Genomic DNA, 17,223 nt, shown 5'->3' with positions numbered 1-17,223 from the left:
CCATTCCAATAGGCTCAAACGAATGCTCCGCCTTGCCCTTTCACTCGCCATCCTTTGCCTGCTGACAACTTGCAGTCACGCGGATGATCGCCCGCCCAACATTATCTTGATCCTACTCGATGACTTGGGAAAAGAGTGGGTTAGCTGCTACGGCGCCACCGACATCGAAACACCAAACGTCGATCGCATTGCCCGTGAAGGAATGCGATTTCAGAATGCCTATTCCATGCCGCAGTGCACGCCATCGCGAGCCTGCCTGCTGACTGGACAATACCCTTGGAGAAATGGTTGGATCAACCATTGGGACGTACCCCGCTGGGGAAAAGGCTGCCACTTCGACCCCAACCATAACTTGAGCTTTGCTCGATTACTCCGCCGCCAAGGTTACCGAACCTGCGCGGCTGGAAAATGGCAAATCAATGATTTCCGCGTCGCCCCAGAAGTGATGCGAGAACACGGATTTAATCAGTACTGCATGTGGACAGGTTATGAAAAGGGAAATCCCGCCAGTGGCCAACGCTACTGGGATCCCTATCTCCACACTTCAGACGGCAGTCGCATCTACGAGTCGGAGTTTGGAGACCAAGTCTTCACGCAGTTTGTTGTCGACTTCATGGAAGCCAATCGACACCACCCGATGCTTATTTACTATCCGATGTGTCTTCCCCACGGTCCCTTGACAACCACTCCGGCGGAACGGCACGTGACCACCGCCCGAGAAAAACATCGGGCCATGGTACGCTACACAGACCAGCTGCTCGGTCGCCTACTCAACGCTCTTCACGATCTCCGGCTTGCGGAAGATACCATCCTGATTTGGACGACCGACAATGGTAGCGCCCGTGGGATCAGTGGTCGGAGAAACGGGCGAACTGTACGGGGAGCCAAAGGCCAATCGAACGAGGCAGGTGTTTGCCAACCGTTTATCGTTTATGGGCCAGGACAAGTGCCGGCCGGGGTGGTAACCGATGCGTTGGTGGACTTCAGCGATTTATTTCCAACCTTCATCGATTTAGCCCATGCATCGCTCCCCGACAACACCGTGATTGATGGCAAAAGCTTCGCGCCACTGATTCTCGGACATGCCGATGACTCACCTCGTGAATGGATCATGGCAATGGGTGGGCAACCCGCACGATTTGATCAAACTCGCCAACGCGTAGCCCCTCAGTTTGAATTTCGGGATCGCGTCATTCGCGACAAGAGGTTTAAGTTGCGAATCGATCAACAACAGCAACCAATCGAACTTTATGACCTGCAGCAAGACCCAACCGAGTCTACGAATCTGATTAATTCGGTCGACGCCAATGTTCTAGCAGCTCGCAAAAATCTAGAAGCCATCGTTGACACTTTCCCGGAAAAAGATGGTTGGCCAAGGTACGATCCAATTTACTTGAACGAGACGAACGCATCGGGTCGAGTTCCGGATTGATGACCACGGATTAACAACCTCGCGCGTTACAGATTAAGGAAATCGCATGACAAAGAGCCCTATTTCGCGCTGCGGACTCTCGCTAATTTGCTGTTTACTGACGATTCCCTGCCTCGCTCAAGAGATCACTCACGGCCCCATCCTCGGACGACCCGCTAGCGATTCAATGAGCATTTGGGCTCGGACATCGAAACCCGCATCGCTCCAAGTTCGCTACGGGACTTCCTCCGACGAGTTAGATCAAATATCCAAACGGCAACCCACCAAGATCGAGGACGATTGCACCGGTGTCGTGACACTGAAAAACCTGGCACCCAATACCGATTATTTCTACGAAATCTTTGCTCCGGACCATGACTCGTCACAACGAGGATCTTTCCGGACCTTTCCGGATGCAAAAAAACGAATTGATCCACAACATAACCCCAAAGGGTTGTTCAATTTTTCCTTCGAATTCGCCTGCGGTAACAATCAGCAACCCGAATCGGGTGCCGGGCCAAGTTTACCAACCTACGACACACTTAACCGACAAGTAAAAGACAAGGTTGACTTTGCAATTCTCAATGGCGATTGGCTCTACGAAGAGCAACGGGACTACCCAGTCAACCAATGGAAAACACAAACTCAACAGAGCCCACTCCCAAAAATCGTTGAGCAAGCGCCCAGCATCACCGGGGTTTGGCAGAACTACAAACAATATCTTGATCGGGCACCGAACTTGGCCGAATGGCATCGTCACGTTCCGTCTTTCTTTACCTATGATGATCACGAAGCATTGAATGATATTTATGGCACAGGGACCGCGGGGTTCCGTGACCGCCGCGCCGTTTTTCGTGACATCGCCGTGCGGGCTTGGTTTGACTACCTGGCCTGGTCCAATCCGTTGCGTCACAAACAGCCAGCCTATTTTGGCAGTGCCACGCTCACGAAAGACCAGGATGTGCTTTATGATGGCGCCGCGAAATTCCAAGAGATGCCCTTAAATCAGCTGGCAAATCTACACGTCCACTGGGGCGGGCAGTTGGCAGGTGTATTGGATCCTGAGCCGGATTCGTCGTCTGCTGACCCCAATCATGGTGTCTACGAAATCGTTGAGGTGATCGATCAACATCGTTTGCGAATTCAACCGGCAGCCGTTGCAACCGGCAAATCAAGTTATTCCATTGGCCGACGCACGTATGGACAATTTCGAATCGCAAACTGTGATTTTTTCTTTCTCGATACGCGATCCCATCGGGATCTCCACGATGTCACACGACCGAACCGCCCAGATGTTTCCATGCTTGGTCGGCAACAGATGGATTGGCTCATCCGAGCGATGGGTCAAAGCGACGCTGACTTTCAATTCGTTATTTCATCCGTCAATTTCATGGTTCCGCATGTGGGAGCGGGCGGGGGTGACGATTTAAATCTTGCAACAGCCAAAGATGATGCTTGGACAGTTTTTTTACACGACCGAGAAAAACTAATTAACTTCTGGGATCAACTCGACGCGCCCGTGTTCGTTCTGACGGGCGATCTGCACAATAGCTTTGCGATCAAGATTACCGACAACGTTTGGGAATTTGCCTCCGGTCCTCACAACTCCGTGAATCACCGGCCAATCGAAGACGAAGGGGGGCGACCGGCGAACGGTGAATTCCAGTACGGACCGCGAAAATGCGACATTCGCTGGTCAAGTTATGTGTTAAGCGACATTCCCCGCAAGCACCGGCTCTTTCCCCATTATTGCATCGTGCAAGTTAAAAATGTTTTCAACAACCCTCCCCAACAGGACGGGACTCGTTGGGTCGCGTTTCCCCGGCCCTTCGTGATTTTCCAATACTTCGACGGCAAAACGGGCGCGCTGAAATACTCCGAAACGATTCATACACGTAAGGAGCAATAACTTGACTCGACAATTTACCGGTTTCTTCATCGTCTGCTGGCTTTGTTCAAACTCTTGGGCAGATATGCCCACAGGTTCGATCGATCGTCCGAACTTCGTCTTGATCATCGCCGATGACATGGCTTGGGATGACTGCGGAGCATTTGGTAATCCCATCGTCAAGACACCACGACTGGATAGTTTCGCCCGGGAGGGAATTTGTTTCGATCGCGCTTTCTTAACAATCAGTTCTTGCAGTCCAAGTCGAGCAAGCTTGCTAACCGGTCGCTACCCCCATAACACGGATGCCGACGAACTACATTGGCCTTTGCCAAAAGAACAGTCAACCTTCGTAGAACAACTCAAGCAGGCGGGCTATTGGACCGCAGCGGCCGGAAAATGGCACCTGGGCAATCAGGTCCGAGATCGGTTTGATTTGATCCACGAAGTAGACACCTCAGGCTTCCAATTACCAAGCGGCACATCAGGAGCATCGGGCACTTTCCAGGAAAGCGCAGTGGGTGAAGCAAAGAGCGGATGTACGGACTGGCTTCGTCTTCTAGAACTCCGCCCCAAGGACCGACCTTTTTTCCTCTGGTTGGCTGCTGTCGATCCTCATCGACCTTATGACAAGCAGATTTCTGATTCTCCGCACGAACCGGCCACCGTGCGTTTGCCGCCCTACCATCCAGATACCGACAAAGTCAGAGCCGATTATGCTCGCTATTACAACGAAATCGCTCGCCTCGATCAATATATTGGAGGAGTGCTCGACGAACTGGAACGACAGCAGTTGAGTCGTAACACGGTTGTAATTTTCCTGAGTGACAACGGACGTCCGTTTCCACGTGACAAGACCACTTTATACGACAGCGGTATTCGCACTCCGCTCATGATCCGCTGGCCGGTTAAGATCTCAGCCGGCTCGCGTTGCGAACAATTGGTCAGCTCTGTCGACATCGGACCTACAATACTTCACCTCGCGGGTCTACCACCAGACCCGAAGATGGATGGTCGCAATTTCCAGAACTTGCTCACTCAACCAGACCAATCGATTCGCGATTATGTGTTCGCCGAAAAAAATTGGCACGACTTCGAAGATCACTCCCGAGCAGCTCGCTCAAAACAATTCAAATACATTCACAATGTCTACAACGATCTGCCCAATACGCCCCCCGCAGACGCAGTTCGCAGTCCGACCTACGTCGAGATGAAACGATTGGCAACCATCGGGCAACTGGCCCACAATCAACAACAATGCTTCGTCAAACCAAGACCGTCAGAAGAACTTTACGATCTTAAGTCAGATCCGTTTGAACTTAACAATCTGTCCGGATCCGCCAAATATCAAGAAGAATTAAGAATTCACCGCACGGCGCTCGCCGAGTGGAAACAACGCACCAACGATCAAATCCCAAAAATGCGAACTGCTGACGAGTTCGATCGCGTCACAGGCACCCCAACCGCTGCTCGCCGACGACCTCGTTGGTCAAAGAAGCGGATGGTCCAAGCAGGCCTAACTGCTCCCTAAAATTCTCCGACTCCTTTGGACTCCAACGACCCCAGGACGCTATTCCAACAGCGAAAAACAATGAAACATGAAACCTATTTGTTGATCCGAAATAATCACGCAATCATCGATGAACTGCTGGCAACGGCAGAGCGAACACTACCAGAGCAGCAAACAGCCGCGTCAGAAGTAGCAGACCTGCTGGATCGACTACAACAACATGTCACGGCTCGATTCCAGGAGGAGGTGGAAAATGAACTATTCAACAGCTTGATCGCCATGGCACCGCGACTCCAGCACGCCATCGACCTGTTGCGGCAAGATCATGAGCAACTTTTGAAACTCCTCAACACACTTTGCGAACAAGCCAAATCCGAAAATCTTGGCCGGCAAGAGAGGGACGCACTCGAACAAATGTTTCAGAAGTTTAGCGATTTGTACAACGCTCACGAACAACGTGAACAAGACTTAATCCTGGCGGCTTACGACGATGATTTAGGCCGAGGTGATTAGGAAAACGCCGAAGTTTCTGCCGATCACATCCCAAGTATTATTTTTTAAAAAGCGGTGAACGAACTGAAAACATTTCCGATGCGTAGATGGCGAAGAGAGGCAAGCCGTATTCCCCTGGAGCAGAGCAAAGCCATGAAACGCACTCGAAAGATGCTAGAAGATCGTGACCCGTCCTGGAAAGACATTCGCGAGGCATGCGAGCGAATTCAGTCGCGTTGGACGGACTCCGAACGACGCCGGCGAGCCGGTTTACCGAAAGTCGAGTATTGGGGTCCGCCGCTGATCAATCAGCAACAGCTAGGAGGTGACGCGGCCCTTGATCTGGACGATTAGTCGGCGCGGCCCGGCGGGCTCAAAGCAACGGGAGTCCGCCGCCTCAATTGGGCTCCCACCCATGCGTGCCGATCAATGGCACAAATCGGAAGCGTCCGAGCTCCTCTCGTTGAAATCCTTCGCCCAGCCGGATGTATCGGTACATTGTTTGTGATGTTCGGGAGCGACCGATCGGCATCACAAGTCGACCGCCTTCTTTGAGTTGTTTCCCAAGCGGTTCAGGAAGCTGCACTCCACCCGCCGTCACTAGGATCGCATCAAACGGTCCGAATTCTTGCCACCCGAGCGTGCCGTCATCCAGCTTCACTTGGACGTTCCTGCAACGCAGCCGCTCAAGACGAGTCGAAGCTGTCTGAAAAAGTTCGTCAACCCGCTCAACCGAATAGACATTTCGGGCCAAGCAGGCCAACACAGCTGCCGAATAACCGGAACCAGTGCCCACCTCGAGCACTGACTCTCCCCCCTGCAATCCAACTGCCTGACACATAAAAGCGACGGTAAATGGCTGGGAAATCGTCTGATTCGCTTCGATTGGCAAGGCACAATCGTCGTAGGCAGAATCTCGCAGTCGTTCGGGTACAAACTTTTCCCGCGGCACTTCCAACATCGCCTGAATCACGCGTTCGTCATTAATACCGCGGAGTCGCAGTTGTTTCTCCACCATCTCCAGGCGACGGACTCGTAAACTTGCCTGACGATCAGGAGCCCCATTCGTCGCGAAATTCATGCGGATTACCTGACCATCAGATTGGTTGATTACGATTTGCACACGACAGTGGCCTAACGATTTAGATGCCGAGGTTGGCTAACCCGTCGGCAATCCGCCTCAGCACACCATTCAGTTGCGGATGTTCGGTTTGAAATTTGAGGAGCAACTCCTTCAAATCATCCGACACCGAATTTAAGTCATCCGAACTTGGTTGATCTTCTTGCTCTAGCAATCGCTGAATGTCGTTCGTCAAATCTTTGAGCAGACGACGCGTCTGCTCATCGATCTCATGAGTTTCCTGCAGTGACTCATGCAGTTCTTCGAGCGTACCTTGAAGGCGTTTTTTTTCCATTGCCTAATTCCTCTCCGCAGCGTGAGTTGCCACACCATTATTTGCAAGGAAGCGAGAATGCTTCCAGCCAAAATCGTCGTGCGTTCTACGCCACTTTCGTCTAAGATAGCGCGCGACGCAACACGAGTTGCCTATAATTGCTTCAAGAAACATTTTCCCTTTGTCTCTCACGTGCCGCAAGCGGCTTGACAGCAACAACCCGAAGCCGTTTTCTGCCTATTTTGCTCGCAAATTGCTTGCCTTGAAAATCATTTGAATCGGAGGATTTTTGATGGGTTTCCTGCCCCGCAAACGCGTCGTTGTCCCCTACGACTTTTCGGCCGAATCAGAAGAAGCCATGGTGCTTGGCCACCAGTTGGTAGACGATCCAAGCCATCTGCACATCATCCATGTCCTGCCGGAACTGACGGCTACCGAGCCCGGCGTAATTTGGGCGTCCGTCGATGACGCGAGCCGCATGACGCATGCCCGGGAAGCGATCGACGAGAAACTAAAAAATTATCCCAAAACGAATATAAATATTAGCTTTGGAGATCCAGGACACGTCATCACCGATTTAGCTGCTGAAATCGAATGCGACTTGATTGTTATCCCTTCGCACGGACGACGCGGCATGCAACGTATCTTACTTGGGTCGGTCGCAGAACGGGTTGTGCGTCTGGCTCACTGCCCAGTTCTCGTCCTGCGAAAGTGATCTCTGTCGTGGACAGATTGTGCCTCAGCAACAAAAAATGGGCACCAGCCAAGATTGGGCCGGCGCCCGGCGATGGTGGATCCCATCCCGGCTAATCACGAGTTAAAAAACGCTCCAGAATCACGTTTAATGGAACGACGTTGGCGATTCTTCCTGCCACGACGACGCAACTCATTGTCACGAGTGAGTGAATTTCTGAGTCGTTGTATGGCTTCCGTTGCAGCCAGGTAGTGGTTTTCTCCTTCAGCATTGACCTGTACCTTTCCGGACGGACTCAGTTTCAGCTGAATGCGACAGGCGGCTGCTCCGGAGCGATCACGGTCGCTCACTCGAACAGCGATACTTTCGATCTTGGATTCGAACCGATCTAAGCTAAATTGCAATCGTTCTTCAAGAAACTGTTTGAACCTAGCACCTGACTTCTTGTTTTGAAACGAGTACCTGACATTCAACATGTCTCCTCCTCCAGCAAAACCACGGCAAACAACGGGGCGATTCGAATCCGACCGCCGCCTACTGAAATATTGCGTCAAATGCGCCGTTGACTAGCTGAAAACCAGGCAGATTCAACAAGAACGGTCATTTGGCGGACATGCGGCCGATTCGTCGCGTTAGGGCCATCCGCTAAGGTTTAGCGTCTTCCGCTTTGGCTTCTTCTGCCGGCTCTGACAAGTGTAACTTGCATACCAAATGTCGAGTTCGCACTCCGTCTCACGAAGAAGCGCAAGAGGGTTCAAAAAAGTGAGCAGCCGGACCGATCGGAGGCCACATTTCGGCCTGATTTCAGGCAGATTCCCTCGGCATCATCAGCTGCCGGTGTTCGAGCCGGCTAGTTTTCGATTGCATACTTTTCGAGCAATCGATAGAGCGTTCGTCGCCCGATCCCAAGAGCACGTGCGGTGCGCGCCTTATTGCCATGATGGCGACGGTAAGTTTCTGCGATGTGCGCTTTATTGACCGTTTCCAGATTGCACTTCACGCCGGCCGGCGCCGGCCGTTGATTTTGGATACCGCGAATAATTTCGGGCGGCAAATTTTCAACTCGGATCCAATCATCCTGTGCCAGAATTTTGCCGCGTTCAATCGCATTGTGCAACTGCCGAACATTTCCGGGCCAACTGTATTGCTCCAAGAGGTTGATCAATTCAGGCTCAATGGTCCAATCGGGACCGACGAAACTTTCGACCAGCAGTCGCACATTACCGGCACGTTCCCGTAAGGGAGGCAGGTCGATCGTGAGAACGTTTATCCGATAGAACAGGTCCTCTCGAAATCGATGAGCATTGACCTCAACCGCCATCTCTCGATTGGTTGCAGCGATCAGTCGTACATGAACCCGACGTTCCTTAATGGATCCCAGTCGCCTGAGTGATCCGTCTTCCAAAACCCGCAACAACTTGGCTTGTAATGAGCCGGCCAATTCACCGATCTCATCGATGAAGAGTGTTCCTCCATCCGCGACTTCAAACAGACCAGGCTTGGCGGTCACCGCACCCGTAAAGGCCCGTTTTTCGTGGCCGGGGAAACAACGGGGACGGGAGCCATTTTTGGCGCAGCTTAGGCGGGCTGAGTAGACGCTGTTCTGGTTGAGTGCTTGTGGGTTCGGCTCGCGCTATTGTTCGATTAGCTTCGTTCGGTGTAGCTGTTGCCTCCGTAGTGACATCGATGCGCATTATGGCTTTGGAATGGAATCCAACGAAACGCTGAAGCGTCAATCGCGGTTGGTATCTGACGCCAATAACGTGAGCGGAGATGTTGCGACCGGGACTGGCTCAAGCAGATTAGCTGTGCTGCCTAGCTTGCGGCAAAAATGGTGATCCGAGCGGCGCAGTTGTCGCACGAAATATCCCGATCGAACTTAATCTACAGCTGATCATCGAAGCCTGGCCCAAATTGAATCAAACAACGAAGGTCAGTATCGTCGCGATGGTCCGAGCCGCTGGCGATCAGGCCAGCCAAATGCAACTACTGCTACCGATGGATCAGCCGAACAAGTGTTGCCCACCCTGGCTAAATCGCGAAGGAAATTCGTGTGAGAACCCATGCCGCCTCTTGTACCGACCGTTGGCATTAACGCCCCTATTTTCAATACAGCACGACTTATGCATCGAGGGCCTATTCATCGCTTGATCGTTGTCGACAACGATCAGCGTCCGATCGGTGTCATCAGCTCACTCGACTTGATCGCAGCAATGATTACGTCAATCGAATCATCGCCAGATCCCCCAACCAGCTTGGTCATCGCCGTCGCAATGGACGAGGGGCCGGGCGACGACTTGGACCTGGTGTTGCGTCCCGTGGCGGATGAACCTCTAAATGGGCCGATGAGCTGTCCCCCTGGTCTGACAACTTTGACCGATGCGTTGCAGGGGCGATGGTTTGCAACCGGATCACGAGTTCTGATAGTTGCTCCGCGTCGACAGGTTTCGTCAACCACGCATCCATATCAGACGTCGATGGATCCGAGTGTCGGCGTGAATCCCGATGAGCGGTCATCGCGACGATCGGCAACCGTGAAGTGGACGGTTGCTCCCATCTACGAATTTCGCGTGCCGCGTCATAACCATCCATTTCGGGCAATTCGATATCCATCAAGACCAAATCAAACTCCGTCGCTTTCACGGCTTCCACAGCACTCCGTCCATCGCTGACAATCTTAACGTCGTGTCCTTGCATCGAAAGGAGGCCGTCCGCAAACATCTGGCTAACCTCGCTATCTTCAACAAGCAGAATTCGCATTGGTTTGGCGGTTTCCGAGATAAACGAAGAAGTCGCCCCGTGCCCCTCGCAAATCGCTTCAATGAGTCGATCGTAGTCTGCTGGCTTACTAACCACGATGGATGAGGCAAAGCAACTATCAAGTTCTCGAGCCTGCAAGCCATCGACCAACAGCACGCGACGACAAGACCGCCAATTGTCAGCATCATCAAACTTTTCGGCGACGGCCGCCACGTTCACGGCATCAACCACCAAGGCATGGTATGACAGACTCTCGGCTCTCGCAGCGATCATTCGCTCGAGCGTGCTCGAATCGCAGATCGTCACCGTGGCTCCGGCTGCTGTGAGCACTCGTCGATAAGTTGTACGACTCAATGGATAATCACTTACGAGCAATAATCGGCAACCGATCAATGACTTGCGACGATGCTCCGATTGGTCCTCATCAATCTGGCGAACTGGTAGAATCAGCTGGAAACAAGTCCCTTGACCTAGCACACTTTGGACGTGAATCTCACCCTTCATCTGCCTCACGATTTCGGCGCAGATCGACAACCCCAAACCCGTGCCCTCCTCTGGATTCGACCCGGTCGTTTGAAAGCGATCGAAGATGACCGCTTGCATCTCCTCGGTCATCCCCCTCCCAGAATCCTCAACAGAGATCTGCAAGCGGGGCTCGGAATTGCTCGACGTCATCTGTGCAGAAATGGAAACATATCCTTGATCCGTGAACTTGATTGCATTGTTGACCAGGTTGTCTAGCACCTGTTTGAGCCGCACGGGATCGGCTTGAATGAAACGAGATATATTTTCAGTCCGCGAGTGAAACAACTGCAATTTTTTTGGTGCTGCTCGATGAGCCGAAATTTTAAGCGTCTCCAGCATTAAGGCTTCCAAATCAAGAGGCACAGCTTGCAACTCGATTTCTTCAACCTCGAGACGAGCGAGCTCGAGGGTCCGATCGACCAACGCCGTCATTTCTCCCGCGGTCGATTCGATAATCCCTATCTGTTCCCGCTGCAAATCCGACAACGTCGTTTGCTGTAAAAGGGTACAGAGCCCCTGAATGCCGCAGCTCGGACTGCGAAGATCATGAACAAGATGCAGAAAGTCGCATTCTCGTCGATCCAACAATCGACGGACTTTTTCATGAGACGCTTTGGTTTGCATCAATTCCCGTCGCAACGATTCCAACGTATTTTCCATAGCCAAACGTTCTTGTTCCGATTGTTTGCTCACGGCGACCCTCCGAAGTTAGCTTCCCTACTGAAGAAATTCGTTTGGCGGTGATTGGATTTCAGATGTCTTTTTTGTCGGCAAGACCCTTCCCAACCTGGGAGGATTCGGCTCGGTCAATTGTGCCACAGTCGGATCGCGGTCGAGAATAAGGATTCGCGTCATGCCCCTCATTGAGACTCCTTTGTTTCGAATCGCCCCTCTTCCAGATTAAGAATTTGCGCCAATCTCGATCCGTCAACCTTGAAGCGCAGCAACCATTGGGGAATCTGTGCAAATTCCCCCAACCACGCGCTTTGTTCGATTTCCTCAGCTGCTTCTCGGATTCCATCTGCCGCGATATTTGCGGCAGTCCCTTTGACGCGATGGGCCACAGCTGCGATTTCAGAAGCGTCCTTACGATCGAGCGCTCCCTCCAGAAGGGCCACATCTTCGTCGATCTTCTGCTGAAAGGTGGCGACAAGCTGCCGCACTAAGCGCTCATTGCCGCGGCAACGATGCAGCAGTCTTTGAAAATCGATCGGCGGATCCAACCGTCGCGAAGACTGGCGAGAATTCAAATCAGGTCGTCTATTCATCAGTGAAATGGGGCTTCTTGGTCGTGTCGTTAATCCCTTCGGTTTGCCTAAAATCTGCACAAACTTAGGTCACACGTTGCAAACGGGCAACATTGCGGGCAGAAAGGAATCAAAGCGGTAAGGTTATGACAAGGTTCCGGTTTTTGCGGACCCCCACGGCACTAACGCCACCAGTTAGACGGTTTAAAAGGATCCAAATCCGGTTTACCATAGGCGTCGAAACTGAAACGGGCTCGAAGGTATTTCCCCTAATCAACTTGAGTGAAGGATTGCCAATCATGACTCAACCCGCTGTCGTTAATTTCGGACCTGCCCCGTACAGTGTTGAGCTTCGAGAAATCGTTGCTCCCACCCCAGCTGCAGACGAGGTGATCCTCGAAGTACAAGCCGTCGGCGTTTGCGGAAGCGATCTGCATATGTGGACAGGTCAACAAAGCTGGGAGGTCAAATACCCGATGGTGCTGGGACACGAATTCTCGGGCACAATTCGCGAAGTCGGAAGTCGGGTATCGGAATGGCAGGTCGGCGATCGAGTTGTCAGTGAAACGCATGCGATCATTGACCCCAACGCTCCACTTTCTCGTGTTGGCTTATACAACCTAGATCCGTCACGGTCGGGTTTTGGAGCTGCCGTTCACGGTGCGATGAGAAGGCACGTGAGCGTTCCCACGCGCATCCTGCACCGCATTCCCGATAGCCTTAGCTTCGAACGGGCGGCATTAACCGAACCATGTTGCGTGGCGTACAACGCTGCGGTCGTCAATTCCACCATTCGACCAGGCGATCGAGTACTGGTGATGGGGCCGGGCCCGATTGGCATTCTCTGCGCCGCGATGGCGCGCCTCAGTGGCGCGACGGTCGCAATTGTCGGACTGGAACGAGATCGAAAACGATTAGAGATAGCTTCGCACTATGGCTGCGAAACAATTCTGGAAGCCCCCGACGACTGGTGCAGACAGGGTGACGGTTACGGCGTCGATGGCGTCATTGATGCAACCGGTGTGTCAATTGCATTGAAAAAGGCGTTGGAAGTCGTTCGCCCCACCGGCTGGATCACCAAAGTCGGTTGGGGACCACAGCCTCTCGATTTTTCGCTGGACCCGCTGGTTCAAAAAAACGTACGTTTACAGGGAAGTTTCAGCCATAATTGGCCGATTTGGGAACGAATCCTGCAGTTGCTGTCGACGGAACAACTTGATGTTTCTCCGATCATCGGTGGGCAGTGGGAACTGGAAAACTGGCAGGAAGCTTTCGAGACGATGCACTCGGGTGAAATCGTCAAGGCGGTCCTCAATCCGTAAACCGGGCCGGAGCGTCTCCACCATCCTAACCAGCCACGAGCCCCCTGAGCGTGGCCAAATTGAGCTCATCCAAACTCTTATCTGCCTGTTCACCTTTGGGCGTTTCCAAGTACATCGGTACTCCGCGAAAACGTTCATCATTCAAGAGATGGCGAAACGGTTCTAGTCCTAAACAGCCTTTCCCAATCTGTTCGTGTCGATCTTTTCGTGACCCCAAAGGTTGTTGACTATCATTCAGGTGAAACGCACGAACTTGATCGATTCCGATCACGGAATCTAAATCTTGCATCGTTTTCAAGTAATCTTCTCTTTCGATCAGCGGATAGCCTGCTGCAAAAATATGGCAAGTGTCGACGCAGACTCCCAATCGCTCTGGCGCATCGACAGTATCCAAGATTTGAGCCAGTTGTTCGAAACGAAATCCCAAGTTGCTACCCTGCCCGGCCGTCGTTTCGAGTAAGCAACATGCCTTGATCTGCCCAACCTGGGCATGTACGGCATCCAATCCTCGCGTGATTTGCTCCAATCCAGCTTGTTCATTACTGGTCGTGAAAGCCCCTGGGTGAAAAACGACGTAGGGGATTGATAGTGCTTCCGCCCGTAATAATTCGGTTGCCAATGCGGTAACCGATTTCAACCACAATGTTTGATCGGGGGATGCCAAGTTGATCAAGTAGGAGCCGTGGATTAACGGTGCCTGAATCCGTTCCGTTTTGAGAGATTCTCGGAAGGTTTGAGCATCGCTTGCATCGATCGCTTTGGTGGTCGTTTTGGGCCAAATACGCGGTGCAATCGTAAACACTTGCACACAATCACAGCCCGCTTCGGCAGCTCGCTTGACGGCTTGATGAAATCCCCCCGCAATCGACATATGGCATCCGAGTATCGGCATCATCCTGCATTTCTCCAGCAAAACCGGCTAGTCGAGAAAATGTTTCCCGATTTTCATGAAATTGATTCCGGGCGAACTGGTCGAGTCGACGCGAGTCGATCGCTGAAAAAATTACTGCATTGAGTGATCGCTGCATCATTTCAAGCAGTCGCCGATGATGAATTCTAACAACTCGGTTGCATTCTTACCTCCCACGAAGCCTGTCGGGGACCGGAAGGTTGTTTTCCATCTTCATGCAGCGCAAACAAGACACGGGTCTCGCAAAAGCACGGTCTTCAGCTCCGACCAATCTAATTTGGCGCAGGACGCAAAATAGCATATTCATTTAACAGTCGATCCAATTCCAGTTTATGAATGCAACCCTATTCACCTCACCTCGCATTCCCTTCACTATCGATGATTGCCAAACGAGGAATTCGCATGCGTCGTTTCAAATTCAGTCGCCGACGAAACGGGATTGCGGTGACCGAATTGGCTGTGGTCCTGCCGTTCGTCATGTTTTTTTCGATCGTGCCCATTGAACTCTGCACGATGATTCACTTGAAGCAGTCGCTTTCGGTGGCCGCTTACGAAACGGCCAAAATCGCAACGCGAAAAAAAGGCACCTACGCCTTAGCGGAACAACAGTACGATCAATTGATTTTCGACCGCGACATCAATGGATCTTCCATTGATTTTTCGGTCGCGGAAGCCGACCTTGTTGCTGGTATGCCTCTCACGGTGACAGTGACAGCCCCGTTCTCGCAAAACTGCCTGCTCGGGTTCTGGTACATCGACAAGACACCTCAAGCCCACGTCACCATGCTTAAGGAGTAGATCCATGCCCCACGCAACTCGAATGCCAAGCCAATTCGGTTTTGCAAACCGACACCGTCAGAGAGCAGGTACGATCATTCTGATGACCGCTTTCCTGATGGCGATGCTGGTGGCAGCTGCGGCCTTTACCATCGACATTGCCTACATGCATTCCGTCCGCTCCGAATTACAACATGGTACCGATGCTGCCGCACGCGCCGCCAGCCACACGATTGGCAATACAGAAGAATTGGATGCAGCTCGCGATGTAGCGATCTACATCGCAGGCGAAAACACAGTGGCTGGCGAATCATTTATCCTTGAGGACGAGGACATCGTTTTTGGCAAGAGTGTGTTGTCGGCCGACGGATCATTCACGTTCGAAGAGGTTGGCTCACCCAAAAACTCGGTCCGCATTCGCGGACGTCGCACCGAAGCTTCCGCGTCAGGCGCCGTATCCCTGTTCCTCGGCAAATTGCTCGGACAAAGCCATTTCCACCCCGAACTCTTTTCCACAGCGACAAGAATTGATCGTGACATTTGCATTGTGGTTGACCGATCCGGGTCAATGGCCTGGGATGAATCAGGCATAAGCTGGAGATACCCGGGAGACCTGCAAAACAACTCATGGCAGGTCAACTACGCAACACCTCCTCACCCGACCGGTAGTCGTTGGGCCGGATTAGTAGAAGCAATCCACGAATTCGAAGGTGCCATTACAGAGACCGTCGAGGAAGAGTTAATCTCACTTGTCTCGTATTCGGATGCGTATACCTATCAGGGTATCAGTGCTGCGACCGTGACCACGCATTGCGAACTGACAGCTGATCCCAACGTCATCCTCAACAAAATCTCGGAAATTGGCGAAGAAGCAATCATCGGTGGCACGAATATTTCCGCCGGGGTTAACAACGCGATCGCGACACTCACGAACAGTTCAACCAATCGGTCCCATGCTTTCAAGCTCATCATTCTGATGACCGATGGCGTCTGGAATTCTGGAGCGGATCCGGCCGTCACGGCTCAAGCTGCGGCTGACCTGGGAATTATTGTTCATACGATCACCTTCAGCGACGCCGCCAACCAGGCCGACATGATAGAAGTTGCTGAGCTGACTGGAGGCAAACACTATCATGCCCCCACACGCGACGAACTGAAAGAAGCTTTTGCCGACATCGCTTACAGCGTTCCTGTAGTTCTTATTCACTAAAGCAGAACAATCATGCAATCGACATCCCACAAACGACAGCACAGACGACACGGCGCGACGGCCGTCGAATTCGCCCTCGCTGCACCGATCCTATTCCTGGTTGTTTTTGCCACGATGGAATTCTGGCAGATCAACACATTCCGAAACCTGGCCAGCGAAGCGGCTTATGAGGCCGCTCGCCGCAGCGTGATTCCCGGTGTAACCGCTGAGGAGGTGCAAGGCGTTGCCCTGGAAGTCATGAGCTGTGTGGGGGCTTCCGACACGCAGGTCGATGTAGAACCGAGTGTCATCACGAACGACACAGAAAAGGTCACTGTCACGGTATCGGTCCCACTCGATTCAAACGGCTGGCTGATCACAAAATTCTTCCCAGACAACGAAATCAATCGACAATCGACGATGATGCGGGAACTCGCCAAGCTTTGACCCGCGACCACGATGGCTCTTCATTGCCTCAGACCGCGCGATAAGAGAGCTCCAACAAATTAGATTGCGACGAGAATAAGTTGGAAAACAATCATAAGGGCACAGAGTACGAGCGAGATAATCCCAAGCACCTTTCCCGCGACAGTTAGTTCTCGACCTGCGGAATCCATGGCGCCCTTGTCCATCATTTGCAGGTCGGCATTTGCCATCAGCCACGCTGCAATCCCCAACAGATTGCAACACAGCAGACTCAGAATTCCAATCGTCAAAATCTGGCCACCACGATGCGGACGGAAACCATACTCGCCAGTTTGACCTCGAATCGGCGGGGCCTGAAAGGGGTTTTCAATGTCCCCAGACTCCTCGGACATCAAATGATCAGCAGCATCGTTCGTTGATGACGTTGAACGGGGCACGATTGACACGTGAGAGCAAGTAGGACATTTAGCTTGCTGTCCAGCATGCTCATCGAGCACGCGAAGTCGGTTCCGACATTCTGGACAATCATATTCGATCGGCATTCCCCCCCCCCTCCATCTCCGCCAGATAAAATGACGAAATAGTCAAAAAGCAATGATCAGCGCCACTGCTCCCAGAACAAGGCTCCCAGAACAAGGCTCCCAAGAAGCGACAAAACCATTCCGAAGCACCGACCTA

18 protein-coding genes are annotated in these 17,223 nt (G+C 52.3%); 10 read left to right on the top strand and 8 right to left on the bottom strand.

Annotation, left to right across the window (positions count from 1 at the left end):
- Window positions 1–22: 22 nt before the first annotated feature.
- The 5 genes from P8N76_29130 to P8N76_29110 all read left to right on the top strand — a co-directional run bounded on the left by P8N76_29130 (window position 23) and on the right by P8N76_29110 (window position 5,655).
- Window positions 23–1,432 (top strand): sulfatase-like hydrolase/transferase, encoded by a 1,410-nt coding sequence (locus P8N76_29130; GenBank protein MDG2385766.1) that lies wholly within the window; start codon window positions 23–25, stop codon window positions 1,430–1,432.
- Between the two features lie 46 nt (window positions 1,433–1,478).
- Window positions 1,479–3,320: an alkaline phosphatase D family protein gene (locus P8N76_29125; protein ID MDG2385765.1), complete on the top strand. Its 1,842-nt coding sequence runs from the start codon at window positions 1,479–1,481 to the stop codon at window positions 3,318–3,320.
- Window position 3,321: 1 nt separating this feature from the next.
- The gene (locus tag P8N76_29120) at window positions 3,322–4,830 is read left to right on the top strand and encodes a sulfatase (protein ID MDG2385764.1); all 1,509 of its coding nucleotides are present in this window, start codon (window positions 3,322–3,324) and stop codon (window positions 4,828–4,830) included.
- Between the two features lie 60 nt (window positions 4,831–4,890).
- Window positions 4,891–5,322 (top strand): hemerythrin domain-containing protein, encoded by a 432-nt coding sequence (locus P8N76_29115; protein MDG2385763.1) that lies wholly within the window; start codon window positions 4,891–4,893, stop codon window positions 5,320–5,322.
- 132 nt (window positions 5,323–5,454) lie between these two features.
- On the top strand, window positions 5,455–5,655 hold the full coding sequence (locus P8N76_29110) for a hypothetical protein (GenBank protein ID MDG2385762.1): 201 nt from the start codon (window positions 5,455–5,457) through the stop codon (window positions 5,653–5,655).
- A 43-nt stretch (window positions 5,656–5,698) separates the two neighbouring features.
- On the opposite strand, the gene P8N76_29105 is transcribed toward P8N76_29110, so the two are convergent.
- Both P8N76_29105 and P8N76_29100 read right to left on the bottom strand, forming a co-directional pair.
- Window positions 5,699–6,382 carry a protein-L-isoaspartate(D-aspartate) O-methyltransferase gene (locus P8N76_29105; GenBank protein MDG2385761.1) on the bottom strand — a complete coding sequence of 228 codons (684 nt, stop codon included), beginning with the start codon at window positions 6,380–6,382 and terminating at the stop codon, window positions 5,699–5,701.
- A gap of 61 nt (window positions 6,383–6,443) precedes the next feature.
- Entirely contained in the window at window positions 6,444–6,716 is a 273-nt protein-coding gene (locus tag P8N76_29100; protein ID MDG2385760.1) for a DUF4404 family protein, read from the bottom strand.
- 271 nt (window positions 6,717–6,987) lie between these two features.
- On the opposite strand from P8N76_29100, the gene P8N76_29095 reads away from it, so the two are divergent.
- Window positions 6,988–7,410 (top strand): universal stress protein, encoded by a 423-nt coding sequence (locus P8N76_29095; GenBank protein ID MDG2385759.1) that lies wholly within the window; start codon window positions 6,988–6,990, stop codon window positions 7,408–7,410.
- A 95-nt stretch (window positions 7,411–7,505) separates the two neighbouring features.
- Here P8N76_29095 and P8N76_29090 read toward each other — a convergent pair whose 3' ends face one another.
- The 4 genes from P8N76_29090 to P8N76_29075 form a co-directional block, all read right to left on the bottom strand.
- Window positions 7,506–7,865, bottom strand: coding sequence for an HPF/RaiA family ribosome-associated protein (locus tag P8N76_29090; protein ID MDG2385758.1), 360 nt, complete (start codon window positions 7,863–7,865; stop codon window positions 7,506–7,508).
- Window positions 7,866–8,239: 374 nt separating this feature from the next.
- Window positions 8,240–8,899, bottom strand: a complete 660-nt coding sequence (locus tag P8N76_29085) for a sigma 54-interacting transcriptional regulator (protein MDG2385757.1) — start codon at window positions 8,897–8,899, stop codon at window positions 8,240–8,242.
- Between the two features lie 749 nt (window positions 8,900–9,648).
- Window positions 9,649–11,367 (bottom strand): ATP-binding protein, encoded by a 1,719-nt coding sequence (locus P8N76_29080; protein MDG2385756.1) that lies wholly within the window; start codon window positions 11,365–11,367, stop codon window positions 9,649–9,651.
- Window positions 11,368–11,534: 167 nt separating this feature from the next.
- The gene (locus P8N76_29075; protein MDG2385755.1) at window positions 11,535–11,942 is read right to left on the bottom strand and encodes an Hpt domain-containing protein; all 408 of its coding nucleotides are present in this window, start codon (window positions 11,940–11,942) and stop codon (window positions 11,535–11,537) included.
- A gap of 278 nt (window positions 11,943–12,220) precedes the next feature.
- Here P8N76_29075 and P8N76_29070 point away from each other — a divergent pair, with 278 nt between their 5' ends.
- Window positions 12,221–13,243 (top strand): zinc-binding dehydrogenase, encoded by a 1,023-nt coding sequence (locus P8N76_29070; protein MDG2385754.1) that lies wholly within the window; start codon window positions 12,221–12,223, stop codon window positions 13,241–13,243.
- A gap of 25 nt (window positions 13,244–13,268) precedes the next feature.
- On the opposite strand, the gene P8N76_29065 is transcribed toward P8N76_29070, so the two are convergent.
- Window positions 13,269–14,138, bottom strand: coding sequence for a deoxyribonuclease IV (locus tag P8N76_29065; GenBank protein ID MDG2385753.1), 870 nt, complete (start codon window positions 14,136–14,138; stop codon window positions 13,269–13,271).
- A gap of 417 nt (window positions 14,139–14,555) precedes the next feature.
- Between P8N76_29065 and P8N76_29060 the strand changes: the two genes are divergently transcribed.
- The 3 genes from P8N76_29060 to P8N76_29050 are packed head-to-tail and all read left to right on the top strand — an operon-like array spanning window position 14,556 to window position 16,566.
- The gene (locus P8N76_29060) at window positions 14,556–14,951 is read left to right on the top strand and encodes a TadE/TadG family type IV pilus assembly protein (protein MDG2385752.1); all 396 of its coding nucleotides are present in this window, start codon (window positions 14,556–14,558) and stop codon (window positions 14,949–14,951) included.
- A 4-nt stretch (window positions 14,952–14,955) separates the two neighbouring features.
- Entirely contained in the window at window positions 14,956–16,140 is a 1,185-nt protein-coding gene (locus P8N76_29055) for a VWA domain-containing protein (protein ID MDG2385751.1), read from the top strand.
- 12 nt (window positions 16,141–16,152) lie between these two features.
- Window positions 16,153–16,566: a pilus assembly protein gene (locus tag P8N76_29050; protein MDG2385750.1), complete on the top strand. Its 414-nt coding sequence runs from the start codon at window positions 16,153–16,155 to the stop codon at window positions 16,564–16,566.
- 59 nt (window positions 16,567–16,625) lie between these two features.
- On the opposite strand, the gene P8N76_29045 is transcribed toward P8N76_29050, so the two are convergent.
- Complete coding sequence (locus P8N76_29045) at window positions 16,626–16,982, bottom strand: hypothetical protein (GenBank protein MDG2385749.1); 357 nt, start codon at window positions 16,980–16,982, stop codon at window positions 16,626–16,628.
- Between the last annotated feature and the right edge of the window lie 241 nt (window positions 16,983–17,223).

Source organism: Pirellulaceae bacterium (genome assembly GCA_029243025.1).
Classification (GTDB): Bacteria; Planctomycetota; Planctomycetia; order Pirellulales; family Pirellulaceae.
This window is presented reverse-complemented; position numbering and strand designations above follow the sequence as displayed.